General features: G+C 67.1%; 13 protein-coding genes. 10 read left to right on the forward strand and 3 right to left on the reverse strand.

The features are described from left to right. From TabM4_RS05835 to TabM4_RS05845, 3 genes are read left to right on the forward strand one after another with little or no spacing between them, the layout of a single operon-like run. Positions 1–672, forward strand: a complete 672-nt coding sequence (locus tag TabM4_RS05835) for a 5-oxoprolinase subunit B family protein (RefSeq protein WP_434619761.1) — start codon at positions 1–3, stop codon at positions 670–672. Continuing rightward, the gene (locus TabM4_RS05840; protein WP_434619764.1) at positions 669–1,598 is read left to right on the forward strand and encodes a biotin-dependent carboxyltransferase family protein; all 930 of its coding nucleotides are present in this window, start codon (positions 669–671) and stop codon (positions 1,596–1,598) included. The genes TabM4_RS05835 and TabM4_RS05840 overlap by 4 nt, the downstream gene beginning before the upstream one ends. 25 nt (positions 1,599–1,623) lie before the next feature. Further along, entirely contained in the window at positions 1,624–2,901 is a 1,278-nt protein-coding gene (locus tag TabM4_RS05845) for a glycerate kinase type-2 family protein (protein WP_434619767.1), read from the forward strand. Here TabM4_RS05845 and TabM4_RS05850 read toward each other — a convergent pair whose 3' ends face one another. Beyond that, positions 2,902–4,440, reverse strand: a complete 1,539-nt coding sequence (locus TabM4_RS05850) for a phospholipase D-like domain-containing protein (RefSeq protein ID WP_434619770.1) — start codon at positions 4,438–4,440, stop codon at positions 2,902–2,904. Next, positions 4,437–5,165 carry an endonuclease/exonuclease/phosphatase family protein gene (locus tag TabM4_RS05855; RefSeq protein ID WP_434619773.1) on the reverse strand — a complete coding sequence of 243 codons (729 nt, stop codon included), beginning with the start codon at positions 5,163–5,165 and terminating at the stop codon, positions 4,437–4,439. The genes TabM4_RS05850 and TabM4_RS05855 overlap by 4 nt, the downstream gene beginning before the upstream one ends. A 124-nt stretch (positions 5,166–5,289) precedes the next feature. Between TabM4_RS05855 and TabM4_RS05860 the strand changes: the two genes are divergently transcribed. Then, complete coding sequence (locus TabM4_RS05860; protein ID WP_434619776.1) at positions 5,290–7,611, forward strand: Tex family protein; 2,322 nt, start codon at positions 5,290–5,292, stop codon at positions 7,609–7,611. Positions 7,612–7,651: 40 nt separating this feature from the next. Here TabM4_RS05860 and tldD read toward each other — a convergent pair whose 3' ends face one another. Then, positions 7,652–9,073, reverse strand: coding sequence for a metalloprotease TldD (gene tldD, locus TabM4_RS05865; RefSeq protein ID WP_434619779.1), 1,422 nt, complete (start codon positions 9,071–9,073; stop codon positions 7,652–7,654). A 211-nt stretch (positions 9,074–9,284) separates the two neighbouring features. Here tldD and coxB point away from each other — a divergent pair, with 211 nt between their 5' ends. From coxB to TabM4_RS05895, 6 genes are all read left to right on the forward strand, one after another. Continuing rightward, a complete protein-coding gene (gene coxB / locus TabM4_RS05870) occupies positions 9,285–10,151 on the forward strand; it encodes a cytochrome c oxidase subunit II (RefSeq protein ID WP_434619782.1) in 867 nt (288 codons plus the stop codon). A gap of 73 nt (positions 10,152–10,224) precedes the next feature. Continuing rightward, positions 10,225–11,157, forward strand: a complete 933-nt coding sequence (gene cyoE / locus TabM4_RS05875) for a heme o synthase (RefSeq protein WP_434619785.1) — start codon at positions 10,225–10,227, stop codon at positions 11,155–11,157. After that, complete coding sequence (locus TabM4_RS05880) at positions 11,157–11,354, forward strand: hypothetical protein (RefSeq protein ID WP_434619788.1); 198 nt, start codon at positions 11,157–11,159, stop codon at positions 11,352–11,354. Before cyoE ends, TabM4_RS05880 begins: the two co-directional genes overlap by 1 nt. Then, positions 11,351–11,920 carry a cytochrome c oxidase assembly protein gene (locus TabM4_RS05885; protein WP_434619791.1) on the forward strand — a complete coding sequence of 190 codons (570 nt, stop codon included), beginning with the start codon at positions 11,351–11,353 and terminating at the stop codon, positions 11,918–11,920. Before TabM4_RS05880 ends, TabM4_RS05885 begins: the two co-directional genes overlap by 4 nt. 22 nt (positions 11,921–11,942) lie before the next feature. Next, positions 11,943–12,743, forward strand: a complete 801-nt coding sequence (locus tag TabM4_RS05890; RefSeq protein ID WP_434619794.1) for a cytochrome c oxidase subunit 3 — start codon at positions 11,943–11,945, stop codon at positions 12,741–12,743. A gap of 108 nt (positions 12,744–12,851) precedes the next feature. Further along, on the forward strand, positions 12,852–13,523 hold the full coding sequence (locus tag TabM4_RS05895) for an SURF1 family protein (RefSeq protein WP_434619797.1): 672 nt from the start codon (positions 12,852–12,854) through the stop codon (positions 13,521–13,523). Positions 13,524–13,529: the final 6 nt, after the last annotated feature.

Below are 13,529 nucleotides of genomic sequence, written 5' to 3' on the forward strand. Positions count from 1 at the left end.
GTGTTTCACCGTATCCTTGCCGTCGCGGATCGGGCGGTGTTGATCGAGCTGGGCGCGGCCGTGGGGCCGGAGGTGCAGGCGCGGGTATGGGCGCTGGATCGTGCCCTGCGCGATGATCCGGTCGTGGGGCAGGTGGAGCTTGTCCCGGCGATGGTGAACCTGATGCTGGTCTTCGACCCGCTGGTCACGGACCATGCGGCGGTGCGGGCCGGGGTCGAGGGTCGCCTTGCGGTGCTTGCCGAAGCGGTGGTCGACGGGGCGGAGCGGGAGGTTCTGGTCTGCTATGATGCGCCCTATGCGCCGGATCTGGCGGCGGTGGCGGAACAGGCGGGGCTATCGTCCGAGGCGGTGATCGCCGCGCATCTGGCAGGCGAATATCGCGTTGCCATGTACGGCTTTGCCCCCGGCTATGCCTATCTGAGCGGGGTGGCGGAGGCCATCCGCCTGCCGCGCAAGGCCGCGCCCGTGCGCGGTGTTGCGGCGGGCAGCGTGATCATCGCCGGGGGGCAATGCCTTGTGACGACGCTGACCATGCCGACGGGGTGGTGGGTGATCGGGCGGTCGCGGACCCGCATCCTGACGGGCGATGAGGGGGGGCCCTTTCTCTTCGATGTGGGCGACAGGGTGCGGTTCCGCCGAGTGACGGCTGCGGAGATGGAGGGTGGGGCATGATGAGCCGCGCCATCCTGCGGGTGGTGGAGGCGGGGCCGCTCTGTTCCGTGCAGGATGGTGGGCGGGCGGGGTTGATGCGCTTTGGCGTGCCAGGATCGGGGGCGATGGACCGGGTGGCGCTGGCGCTTGCCAACCATGCGGTGGGGGCCTTGCCGGGCGCGGCCGCGGTGGAAGTGTCGCTTGGCGGGATGGTGCTGGAGGTGGAGGAGGGCGCGCTCACGCTCGCCGTGGCGGGCGGCGGCTTTGTCTTGGAGGCGGCGGGGGAGCGGTGCGGATCATGGCAGCGCTTCACCCTGCGCGAGGGGGATCGGCTGGCGATCCGGCGCGGGCCGTGGGGGGCATGGTGCTGCCTTGCCTTTGCCGGTCGGTTGGAGGTGGAGCCGTGGCTGGGCAGTGCGGCGACCCATGCGCTTTCGGGGCTGGGCGGGGGGCAGGTGACGGTTGGGCGGCGGCTGGTGGTGCAGGGCGCGCGGGTATTGCCGCCGGGGCCCATTGCCTGCCCTGTCTGGGCGCGGCCGAGGGGCGAGGTCGCGGTGGTGATCGGCCCGCAGGAGCGGTTCTTCGGCGCGGATCGGGTGGAGGTCCTTCTGGGGGCGACCTTCCGTCTGACCGATGCCTATGACCGGATGGGCGTCAGGCTGCGCGGGCCGTCTTTGGCACCCGAGGCGGCGCTGGCGATTCCGTCGGAGCCTGTGCTGCGCGGGGCCATTCAGGTGGCGGGGGATGGCGTTCCGGCGGTGCTGTTGGCCGATCACCAGACGACGGGGGGATACCCGAAGATCGCCACGCTTGTCGGTTCCGAACTGGACGGGTTCGCGCAACTCAGGCCACATGCGGCGGTGGCCTTCCGCGCGGTGACGCCGGATCAGGCGGTGGCGATGGCGCGGATGCGGGCGGCGGCGCTGGCCCGGATCATGGGGCGATAAGGTGGACGGGGCGGAAGGGAAGGGCATGACGGTCGACGGGGCGGGCGCGGAGCGGTTCCTGCGCGGGTTGTTCGCGCGGGCGGTGGAGGTGGCCGATCCGATGCGGATGATCGGTCGGCATCTGCCGCCAAGGCCTGCGGGCCGCGTCGTCGTCATCGGGGCGGGCAAGGCCAGCGCGCGGATGGCGGAGGCGGTGGAAGCGGTCTGGGGTCCCTGCGAGGGGTTGGTTATCACGCGCTATGGCTATGGCCGCCCCTGCCGGGGGATAGAGATCGTGGAGGCCGCGCATCCGGTGCCCGATGCGGCGGGGGCGGCGGCAACGGCGCGGATGCTGGACCTGCTGTCGGGTCTGGGCGAAGGGGATTTCGTCCTTGCGCTGATCTCGGGCGGGGCATCGGCCCTGCTGGTGGCGCCGGTCGCGGGGGTGACGCTGGAGGAGAAGCGTGCGGTGAACGCGGCGCTGCTGGCCTCGGGCGCGCCGATCGACCGGATGAACACGGTGAGAAAGCATCTGAGCCGGGTAAAGGGCGGGCAATTGGCGGCGGCGGCCCATCCGGCGCGGATGCTGGCCTTGATGATTTCCGATGTGCCGGGGGATGACCCGGCCTTCATCGGTTCCGGGCCGACGGTTGGGGATGCCTCGGGCGTGGCTGAGGCGCGGGCGGTGCTGGAGCGTTGGAGCGTCGCCGTGCCGACATCGGTGGCGGCGGCGCTGGCGAAAGGGTCGGGTGTCGTGGCTCCGGGGGATGCGCGGCTGTCGCTTGTGGAGAACCGGGTGGTGGCGGCACCGGCCCAATCGCTGCAGGCGGCGGCCGTGATGGCGGAGGCGGCGGGATGCCGAGTGCGGATGCTGGGCGATGCGCTGGAGGGGGAGGCGCGCGAGGTGGCGGTCACGCAGGCGGAGATGGCGCGTGGGCTGCAAGCGGGGCTGCGGGCGGGGGATGCGCCCGTTTTGCTGCTGTCAGGTGGGGAATTGACGGTGACGCGGCGCGGCGATGGGGTCGGCGGGCCGAATGCGGAATTCTGCCTTGCGCTGGCGCTGGCCTTGCAGGGCGCGGATGGCATCCATGCGCTGGCCTGCGATACGGACGGGGTCGATGGCGCGGCAGAGGTGGCGGGGGCCGTGGTTGCGCCCGATACGCTGACGCGGGCGGCGGCGATGGATGTCGATCCGGCGCGGGCCTTGGCGCGCAACGATGCGCATGGGTTCTTCGCGGCCCTGGGAAATCAGGTCGTGACGGGGCCGACACTGACAAATGTGAATGATTTCCGGGCAATCCTGATCCTGCCGCCGGAGGCGTGATCAGAGCCAGCCATGCGGCAGCCGGGCGATGACGGCGGCCGCGATGCGGCGGTGCAGCCATGCCTCGGGTTCAGCCCGCTCTGGCCCCTTGCGGCCGTCCTCGACGATGTTCCAGTGCAGGCGCCCTGCCTCAAGCGTCACGGCGAAGGCCTGATCGGGTTGCGTCTGCCGGTCGAACAGGGCGGCGAGGTCGGCCACTGTTCTTGGCTCGCGGAAGAGGAGGCCGAATTCGATGTTGATGAGGGCGGAACGCAGGTCGAAATTGTGCGATCCGACAAGGGCCTGATCGTCGTCGATCAGGAAGACCTTGGCATGAAGCAGATCGCGGCGGGCAAGGCGGCGGCGGGGCGGGGCGAATTCGTAAAGCCGCGCGCCCGAGGCCAGCAGCGGGTGGCGGTAATGGCTGTAGGCGGCGTGGATGGCGAAGATGTCGGTCGTGGCGAGGGAATTGGTCAGCACCTCCACATGGACCCCGCGTCGCGCGAGTGTGGTCAAGAGGGACAGGCCCGGCGCGCCGGGGACAAAATAGGGGGTCGTCATCCGCAGCGAGCGGGTTGCGCCGGACAGCACCTTGGCGATCCCGTCAAGGAGCCAAGGTTCGGTGCGGTGACCCAGCGCCTTCTCTGGCGGATCGGTCAGAAGGCGGGCATCCGCCGTCCAGCGCAGCGGTTTGGTGAGAAGCTCTGCGGGGCCGCGGTCGACCGTCGCCTGTTGGTGGAAACTGCGCGCGAGGGGGCTTGCGGCATTGCGGGCGAGGCGACGGCGGAAGCGGCGGTTGTTGACGGGCAGCCCCGGCCAGAGCGTGAGCAGAGGGAGGGAAAGGCCGAGGTTCCAGTAGCGGTCGAAGGCGGTGGACGCCTGTTCGACCAGAGGTCCGGCAAGCAGCAGGTCGACATCTTGCGACAGCCGCGCGCCCGTGCCGGGGGCACCGAAATAGGTATCGCCGATGTTGCGGCCACCGAGGATGGCGATGCGGTTGTCGGCGATCCAGATCTTGCCATGCATGCGGCGGTTGAAGCGGGAAACCCCGAGCGCGAATTCCATGCCCCGCCGCAGCCAGTGGCCGCGATTGCGGATCGGGTTGAAGAGCCGCACCTCGATGTTCGGGTGGCTGGTCAGGCCGAGGAAGGCAAGGTCGAAGCCCTGCACGTTCACATCGTCCAAGAGCAGGCGGACGCGGACCCCGCGATCGGCGGCCTGCATCAGGTCGTTCATCAGAAGCCAGCCCGAGGTGTCGGTCGACCAGATGTAATAGATGAGGTCGAGGCTGCGCGCCGCGGCCCTTGCCGAAAGGCTGCGCGCGGCGAAAGCGTCCTTCGGGTCGATCAGAGGGGCAAGGCCGGTTGAACCGGGATGGGCGGCCTCCAGCGGGGCGAGCAGGCTGTCGAGTGGCGTTTCGGGCCCCGTGCGGGGCAGGGCGTGGCTGTCCGGCCCCCGCGCGCGGGCGGCGAAGCGGTTGTAGGAACGGAGCGCGAGCGTCGAGGCGGCGAAGACCACAAGCGCGGCGGCGAGCGCCCAGAGGAGGAGCGCGGAGGTCACGGCTTTGCCCCATCGATCAGCAGGCGCGCGGTCAGCGGCAGGTGATCCGAGGCGCGGCGGGCCAGCGGCGTGTCATGCGCCGAAAGGTCGGCCAGACTGTGGCCGGGGCCTGCCATCATGCGGTCCAGCGGGAGGAGGGGCAGGCGGGCCGGAAAGCTGGCCACCGGGGCGGGCAGGGTGAAGTAGCGGGCCAGAAGGGAGAGCGGCGATCCGGGCCCGGCGCGCCATTCGTTCAGGTCGCCCATAAGCAGGGTTGGCAATGGGGGCAAGGTCGAAAGGCGCGCAAGGATGGCCTGCGCCTGCGCGCGGCGGGAATGGCGCAAGAGGCCCAGATGGGCGGCGACGATGCGGAAGCGGTGACCCCGTAGCGACAGATCGGAAATCAGCGCGCCGCGCGGTTCCAAACCGGGCAGGGCGAGGGGGTGCAGATCGAGGAGGTCCGCCCCGCGGGCGAGGATCAGGTTGCCGTGCCAGCCATGTGACGGGCCGGGGCGCCCGGTGGGCAGGAGCGACATTCCCGTTTCGGCATGCAGGTGATCGAGGTCGAGAAGGCCCGCACGCGTGCCGAAGCGCAGGTCGGCCTCTTGCAGCGCCATCAGGTCGGGCGCGATTTCGGCGATGACCCGGGTGGTGCGGGCCAGATCACGGCGGCGATCCGCCCCCACGCCCTTGTGGATGTTCCACGAGGCGATGCGCAGGCTGGATGGGGACGACGGCGTGGCCATGGGTTGGATTTAGGCATGCGAAGGCCCATTTGTCAGGGGGCGTTCTGAGGCGCGGGGCGGGCTTGGATGCCGCAGCCTGCGCGGCTATGGTCGCCGCCCCGATGATTCAGTCCGAAGGTCGTGCATGACACCCGATACCGCCCGTCGCATTCCCCAGATCATCGCCGCCGAGATCGGCGCGCAACCGACGCAGGTGGCCGCCGCCATCGGGCTGCTGGACGAGGGAGCGACGGTTCCCTTCGTTGCGCGCTATCGCAAGGAGGTGACCGGCGGGCTGGACGATACCCAGTTGCGGACGCTGTCGGAACGGCTGGCCTATCTGCGCGAGATGGAGGCGCGGCGGGCGGCGATCCTGTCCTCGATCACCGAACAGGGGAAGATGACGGATGCGCTGCAGGGGCAGATCCTGAAGGCCGCGACCAAGGCGGAGCTGGAGGATATCTACCTGCCCTACAAGCCAAAGCGCCGCACGCGGGCGATGATCGCGCGCGAGAATGGCTTGGGGCCGTTGCTGGAGGCGATCCTTGCGGATCGGGCGGCCGACCCGGCGGTGCTGGCGGCTGGCTTCGTCACCGAGGCGGTGCCGGATGCGAAGGCCGCGCTGGAGGGGGCGCGGGACATACTGGCCGAGGGTCTGGCCGAGAATGCCGATCTGCTGGGGCGGCTGCGCAGCCACATGAAGCAGGTGGCCAAGCTGGTTTCCAAGGTCGTTGAGGGCAAGGAGGTCGAGGGGGCCAAGTTCGCCGATTACTTCGCGCATAGCGAGGCTTGGGCCACGGCCCCGTCGCACCGGGTGCTGGCGATGCTGCGCGGGCGCAACGAGGGGGTGCTGGCCATCGATCTGGAAATCGACGCCGATGCGCCAAAGGGCGAAAGCCCGGCGGAGCGGGCCTGTTCGGCGGTGCTTCAGGCAGGCTCACGCGGGGCGGGGGATGCGTGGCTGCGCGAGGCGGCCGCCTGGGCGTGGCGGGTGAAGATCCGGACGTCGCTGACGCTAGATCTGATGGGAGAGATGCGGGACCGGGCCGAGGAGGAGGCGATCCGCGTCTTTGCACGGAACCTAAAAGACCTGCTGCTTGCCGCGCCTGCGGGCGGGAAGGCCACGATGGGCCTTGATCCGGGCATCCGCACCGGGGTGAAGGTGGCGGTGGTGGATGCGACGGGCAAGGTGGTGGCCACCGATACCGTCTATCCGTTCCAGCCGAAGAACGATCTGCGCGGCGCGCAGGTAACGCTGGCGCAACTGATCAGCAAGCATCGCGTGCAACTCATCGCCATCGGGAACGGCACGGCCAGCCGCGAGACGGAGAAGATGGTGGCCGACCTGCTGGCCGTGTTGCCGGGAACGGAAAAGCCGGTGAAGGTGATCGTCAGCGAGGCGGGCGCATCGGTCTATTCGGCGTCGGAACTGGCGGCGAAGGAATTTCCGGATTTGGACGTTTCGATCCGTGGGGCGGTCTCTATCGCCCGAAGATTGCAGGATCCGCTGGCCGAACTTGTCAAGATCGAACCGAAGTCCATCGGAGTGGGTCAGTACCAGCACGATGTCGACCAGCACCGGCTAGGCCGGTCGCTGGAGGCGGTGGTCGAGGATGCGGTGAACGCCGTGGGGGTGGATCTGAACACCGCCTCGGCCCCGCTTCTGGCGCGGGTGTCGGGGGTTGGCCCGTCGCTGGCGGAGGCCATCGTTTCGCATCGCGACCAGAACGGCCCGTTCCGCACGCGGCGCGATCTGCTGAAGGTGGCGCGGCTGGGGCCCAAGGCTTTTGAACAGGCGGCGGGCTTTCTGCGCATTCCGGACGGGGCGGAGCCGCTCGATGCCTCCTCCGTCCATCCGGAGGCCTATGATGTGGCGCGGCGCATCGTTGCGGCCTGTGGGCGGGATATCCGGGCGCTGATGGGGGATGCGGCAGCCTTGAAGCAGGTCGATCCGAAGCGGTTCGTGGATGAGCGGTTCGGCCTGCCGACGGTACGTGACATTCTGACGGAACTTGAAAAACCGGGCCGTGACCCGCGCCCGTCCTTCAAGACCGCGACCTTCACCGACGGAGTGAACGAGATTTCCGACCTGAAGCCGGGGATGCTGCTGGAGGGGACGGTCACGAATGTGGCGGCCTTTGGGGCCTTCGTCGATATCGGAGTGCATCAGGATGGGCTTGTGCATGTGAGCCAGCTTGCCGACCGTTTCGTGAAGGATCCGCATGAGGTGGTGAAGGCGGGGGATGTGGTGAAGGTGCGGGTTGTCGAGGTGGACGTGCCGCGCAAGCGCATCGGTCTGACGATGAAGAGCCAGTCGGGCGAGGCGCGCGAGGCGGCGCAGGAACGGCGCGGGGCATCGCCGAAGGGGCAGCCGGTGCGCGGGCCGATGTCATCCGCCCCCAAGACGGGCGGAGGCGGGGGCGGCAATGCTTTCGCCGATGCGTTGAAGGGGCGTTTTCCGCGCTAGCGCGCCGAGAGGGGGGCGGCTTGCCCCCCTGTCGGAGATATCAGGCCGCAGCGCCGCCGACGGTCAGCCCGCCGATCAACAGAGTGGGCTGGCCCACGCCCACGGGCACCCATTGGCCAGCCTTGCCGCAATTCCCGATGCCCGGGTCCAGAGCGAGGTCGTTGCCTATGGCCCGGATCTCTTTCAGCGCGGTCGCCCCGTCACCGATCAGCGTGGCGCCCTTGACCGGGGCGCCGACCTTGCCGTTCTGCACGCGGTAGGCCTCGGTGCAGGAGAACACGAACTTGCCGTTGGTGATATCCACCTGACCGCCGCCGAAGCCCACGGCGTAGAGTCCATCCTTCAGACCGGCAAGGATCGTGGCGGGATCTTCCTGACCGGCGAGCATGTAGGTGTTGGTCATGCGCGGCATCGGGATGTGGGCAAAGCTTTCGCGCCGTCCGTTCCCCGTCGGGGCCACGCCCATGAGGCGGGCATTCTGCCGATCCTGCATGTAGCCCACGAGGATGCCGTCCTCGATCAGGACATTCCGGCCCGATGGCGTGCCTTCGTCATCGATGGAGATCGATCCGCGTCGGTCGGGAAGCGTGCCGTCGTCCAACACGGTCACGCCGGGGGCGGCGATGCGCTGCCCCATCAGGCCGGCGAAGGCCGAGGTCTGCTTGCGGTTGAAATCGCCTTCCAGCCCGTGGCCGATCGCCTCGTGCAAGAGGATGCCGGGCCAGCCGGGGCCGAGGACGACATTCATCACCCCGGCGGGGGCTGGGACGGCGTCCAGATTGACCAAAGCGATGCGCAGCGCCTCTTGCACCATGGGTTTCCAGCGCGCGGGGTCCATCAGCGCGGCAAGGCCGTGGCGCCCGCCGCTGCCCATGCCGCCCTGTTCGCGCCGCCCGCCCTGTTCCACGATCACAGAGACGTTCAGGCGGGCCATGGGGCGGATATCGGCAAGTCGCAGGCCTTCGGGGCGCAGGATTTCCACCTCCTGCAGGCCGGCGGAGAGGGTGGCCGAGACCTGCACCACGCGCGGGTCGAGGGCGCGGGCATAGGCGTCGATCTCTTTCAGCATGTCGATCTTGACCGGAAAGGTGGCATCGGCCATCGGATCGGCATCGCCGTAAAGGCGGGTATTCGTGCCCTTTGGCGCATCGGCCAGCGTGCCGCCGCCCGCACCCACGGCGAGGCGGGCGGTTTCCACCGCGCGGCGCAGGGCATGTTCGGAAATCTCGGTCGAATGGGCATAGGCCGCGACCTCGCCCTTCACGGCCCGCAGACCGAAGCCTTCTGAGGCATCATAGGAAGCCGTCTTGATGCGCCCGTCATCGAGGACGATCGCCTCGGACCGCTTGCGTTCGAGGAAGAGTTCGCCATCCTCGGCCCCTGCGGTCGCGCTCTGCAGAAGGGCGAGGGCAGCCCCTTCGTCCAGCGCCGTTTCGAAAGGGCGGAAAGGGGCTTCGGTCATCGGAGTGTCCTTGATCTGGGTCAAATGGCGCGCATTTGCCGCAACGGTTTGGCTTGCCGCGCTGCCCCTAATATGGTTTCAAGCGGTCAGGAAACAACGGGATTCTCGTCCGTTCGCCAGTTGCGGGCAGCGGAGGGGCAAAGAAGCAGCGGCGTCAGGCCGCGCACTCGAACGGGATAAGAACATGCGTCATTCGACCATTTTCAAAGCTATGGCCGCAGCCGGCCTCGGCTCGCTTTTGTCTGGCGCCGCTTTTGCGCAGGGCCTTGAGGTCGTGGGTCAGCCGCTGCCGCAGAAAATGGGCTTCCAGCCGGCGGCGACGGAACTGGCGCGCGACCTGCAGGGTCTGGACCATATGATCCTGATCATCATCACGGTGATCACGATCTTCGTCACCGGTTTGCTGATCTGGGTGATGATCCGCTACAACCAGAAGGCCAACAAGACGCCGGCCACCTTCACCCACAATTCGCCGCTGGAAGTGGCGTGGACTGTGATCCCGATCCTGATCCTTGTGTTTATCGGTGCCTTCTCTCTGCCCGTGCTGTTCAAGCAGCAGGAGATTCCGACGGCGGATATCACCATCAAGGTGACCGGTGCGCAGTGGTACTGGTCCTATGAATACACGGACAACGGCATCAATGAAGACCCGGAAGCGACGCCGATCGCCTTCGACAGCTTCATGCTGCAGAAGGACCAGCTTGCCGAGTATGGCTATGCGCCGGAGCAGTATCTGCTTGCGACCGATACAGCCGTGGTCGTGCCGGTTGGCAAGACCGTGGTGATGAACGTGACCGCTGCCGACGTCATCCATTCGTGGAAGATCCCGGCCTTTGGCGTGATGCAGGATGCGGTGCCCGGTCGTCTGGCGCAGCTTTGGTTCAATGCCGAGCGCGAGGGCATCTATTTCGGCCAGTGCTCCGAACTTTGCGGCAAGGACCACGCCTATATGCCGATCACCGTGAAGGTCGTTTCGGAAGAGGTCTATGCGGCCTGGGTTGCCAAGGCCGAGGCGGGCGATGTTCTTCTGACGGCTGCCGAACTGGCGGCGCCGGTCGAACTGGCGGCGAACAACTGATCGCGTCCACGGACGTGCGGCAGGGTGGCCCCGGACCCCGGGGCCTTTCCCCCACCTGAAGGAAGAACCGGGCATGAGCGACATTCGCGCCTACGAACAGCCGGGAGAGGCGGGTTTCGGCGATTACGTGCAGCTTCTGAAGCCGCGCGTGATGTCGCTGGTGGTGTTTACCGCGCTTGTCGGCCTGCTGGTTGCGCCGGTATCGGTACACCCGGTGATCGCCTTCGCCTCGATCCTGTTCATCGCGCTGGGGGCAGGGGCTTCGGGCGCGCTGAACATGTGGTGGGATGCCGATATCGACGCGGTGATGCGCCGGACCAAGGGCCGCCCCGTTCCTGCCGGGAAGGTCGAGGCGGGTGAGGCGCTGGCAGTGGGGCTTGGTTTGTCCGGCATCGCGGTCGTGATGCTGGGGCTGGCAGCAAACTGGCTGTCGGCGGGGCTGCTGGCCTTTACCATCTTCTTCTATGCCGTCGTCTATTCGATGTGGCTGAAACGCTCCACCCCGCAGAACATCGTGATCGGCGGTGCTGCAGGGGCTTTCCCGCCGATGATCGGATGGGCCTGCGCGACCGGCTCTGTCTCGATCGAGAGCGTGCTGATGTTCGCGCTGATCTTCATGTGGACCCCGCCGCATTTCTGGGCGCTGGCGCTGTTCATGAAGGACGACTATTCCAACGCTGGCGTGCCGATGCTGACCGTGACACATGGCCGCCGGTCCACCCGGAACCACATTCTGGTCTATACCATCCTGCTGGCCCCGGTCGCGGTGGGCGCGGCCTTCACCTCCATCGGCGGTCCCATCTATCTGACGGCCGCGCTCGCGCTGAATGCGTGGTTCCTCATCGGGGCGTGGCGCATCTGGAAGCGTGACGAGGCGGCGGCGGAAGCCGACAACTACGCGACCGAGAAGTCGGTTTTCCGTTTCTCGCTTTACTACCTGTTCCTGCATTTCGGGGCCTTCCTCGCCGAGGCGGCGCTGAAACCCTATGGGCTGGGGGGCTGGTGATGGCCTTCCCTCCGGAACATGAGCTGCACAAGCGCCGTCTGGGGCGGAACGTTGGTGTGGGCGTGACGCTCGCGCTGTTCATCGTGCTGGTCTTCGCGCTGACCGTGGTGAAGGTGACGCGCGGGGATCCGATGCAGGGCTTTGATCATACCGTGCGGCCCGAGATGGCCACCCAAGACACCGAGGAGGGGCAATGAACAACCACAACCGTACCGCGCTCTACCTTGTGGGTGTCGTGGCGACGATGGGCGCGCTGTCCTTTGCCGCCGTGCCGTTCTACGACTGGTTCTGCCGTGTGACAGGCTTTGGCGGCACCACTGGCGTGGCCGAGGCCGCGCCCGACACCATCCTCGATCAGACGGTCGTCGTGAAGTTCGACGCCTCGATCGAGCGTGGGATGCCGTGGGACTTCCGCCCCGTGCAACGCGAGATGACGGTGCGGATCGGTGAGAGCGTGCTGGCCTTCTACGAGGCCTACAATCCGACAGATCGTCCTGTCGCCGGAACCGCAAGCTTCAACGTCGCGCCCGAGGCCGCGGGGGGCTATTTCGACAAGATCGCCTGCTTCTGCTTTACCGAGCAGGTCCTGCAACCGGGTGAACGGGTGCAGATGCCCGTGAACTTCTTCGTCGACCCCGAGATGCTGAAGGACCCGGAGGGCGCATTCGTGAAGGAGATCACGCTCTCCTACACCTTCTATGAAACACCCCTGCCCGAAGAGCAGGCGGCACTTGCCGCCCCCGCGGGTGAGGCGGTAAACTGATAAGAAACGCGAGGGAACCGGAATGGCACACGCCAAGAACCACGATTACCACATCCTGCCGCCGTCGATCTGGCCCTTCATGGCTGCCGTTTCGGCCTTCATCATGCTGTTCGGCGCGGTGCTGTGGATGCACGGGCAGGGGCCGTGGCTGGGCCTGATCGGCCTTGTCGGCGTGCTTTACGTGATGTTCGGCTGGTGGGCCGACGTGGTGAAGGAAAGCCAAGTCGGCGACCATACCCCGGTCGTCCGTATCGGCCTGCGTTATGGCTTCATCATGTTCATCATGTCCGAGGTCATGTTCTTCGCGGCGTGGTTCTGGTCTTTCTTCAAGCACGCGCTTTATCCGATGGGGCCGCTGAGCCCTGCCGTCGATGGTGTCTGGCCGCCTGCAGGGATCGAGACCTTCGACCCGTGGCATCTGCCGCTGATCAACACGCTGATCCTGCTTTGCTCTGGTGCGGCGGCAACTTGGGCCCACCATGCGCTGGTGCATGAGAACAACCGCAAAGACCTGATCAACGGCCTCGCGCTTGCCATCGTGCTGGGTATCATCTTCACTGGCTTTCAGGCCTATGAATACAGCCACGCCGCCTTTGGCTTTGCGGGCAACATCTATGGCGCGAACTTCTTCATGGCGACGGGCTTCCACGGATTCCACGTCATCATCGGCACGATCTTCCTTGGCGTCTGCCTGATCCGCGCGATGAAGGGTCACTTCACCCCCGAGAAGCATGTCGGGTTCGAGGCCGCCGCTTGGTACTGGCACTTTGTCGACGTGGTCTGGCTGTTCCTCTTTGCTTCGATCTACGTCTGGGGTCGCTGATCCCTTCGTGACCGGAGAATCGGGGGGCGGCGCCCCGCCCCCCACCCCTTGCGGGAAGGCGCGGACCCGGGCGGGTGCGCGCCTTTCCTTTTGACCGGAGACCGCAAGATGCTGCGCCGCATGATCTTTCCCTTGCTGATCGGCCTGCTGGGCGGGGGTGTCCTGATCTCTCTCGGTGTCTGGCAGATGCAGCGCCTTGCGTGGAAGGAGGCCATCCTTGCCGATATCGAAGCCCGCATCGTGGCGGCCTCCGTCCCCCTTCCCGCCGCGCCGGACCCAGAGGTGGACCGCTATCTGCCCGTGACGCTGGAGGGGCGCTTTACAGGTGAGCAGATCGACGTATTGGTCAGCCGCAAGCAGATCGGCCCGGGTCTGCGCATCGTCGAGGCCTTCGAGACATTGGACGGCCGTCGGGTGCTGGTGGATCGGGGATTTGTCCGGCAGGATGACCGGGAGGCCCCGCGCGAGTCGGGCGCGGCGCTGGTGGAGGGCAATCTGCATTGGCCGGATGAGACGGATGGCTTCACCCCGCCGCCGGATGCGGCGACCGGGCTGTGGTTCGCCCGCGATGTGGCGGCAATGGCCGAGGCGTTGGACACGGAACCGACATTTATTGTCGCACGCAGGCCAACGGGTGGCGATATCGAACCGATGCCCGTGGACACATCGGGTATTCCAAATGACCATCTGAACTACGCCATAACGTGGTTTTCGCTGGCCGCCGTCTGGCTGGGGATGACAGCGTATCTTCTGTGGCGTATCAGGCAGCGGACGGTTTGAAGGCAT

This window comes from Tabrizicola sp. M-4 (assembly GCF_051132405.1).
Classification (GTDB): Bacteria; Pseudomonadota; Alphaproteobacteria; order Rhodobacterales; family Rhodobacteraceae; genus Paragemmobacter.

Excerpts from the sequence above, each read along its gene's own strand:
- TabM4_RS05840 (WP_434619764.1), top strand. The coding sequence starts at position 669 with ATGATGAGCCGCGCCATCCTGCGGGTGGTGGAGGCGGGGCCGCTCTGT.
- TabM4_RS05845 (WP_434619767.1), top strand. The coding sequence starts at position 1,624 with ATGACGGTCGACGGGGCGGGCGCGGAGCGGTTCCTGCGCGGGTTGTTC.
- TabM4_RS05855 (WP_434619773.1), bottom strand. The coding sequence starts at position 5,165 with ATGGCCACGCCGTCGTCCCCATCCAGCCTGCGCATCGCCTCGTGGAAC.
- TabM4_RS05860 (WP_434619776.1), top strand. The coding sequence starts at position 5,290 with ATGACACCCGATACCGCCCGTCGCATTCCCCAGATCATCGCCGCCGAG.
- tldD (WP_434619779.1), bottom strand. The coding sequence starts at position 9,073 with ATGACCGAAGCCCCTTTCCGCCCTTTCGAAACGGCGCTGGACGAAGGG.
- coxB (WP_434619782.1), top strand. The coding sequence starts at position 9,285 with ATGGCCGCAGCCGGCCTCGGCTCGCTTTTGTCTGGCGCCGCTTTTGCG.
- cyoE (WP_434619785.1), top strand. The coding sequence starts at position 10,225 with ATGAGCGACATTCGCGCCTACGAACAGCCGGGAGAGGCGGGTTTCGGC.
- TabM4_RS05880 (WP_434619788.1), top strand. The coding sequence starts at position 11,157 with ATGGCCTTCCCTCCGGAACATGAGCTGCACAAGCGCCGTCTGGGGCGG.
- TabM4_RS05885 (WP_434619791.1), top strand. The coding sequence starts at position 11,351 with ATGAACAACCACAACCGTACCGCGCTCTACCTTGTGGGTGTCGTGGCG.
- TabM4_RS05890 (WP_434619794.1), top strand. The coding sequence starts at position 11,943 with ATGGCACACGCCAAGAACCACGATTACCACATCCTGCCGCCGTCGATC.
- TabM4_RS05895 (WP_434619797.1), top strand. The coding sequence starts at position 12,852 with ATGCTGCGCCGCATGATCTTTCCCTTGCTGATCGGCCTGCTGGGCGGG.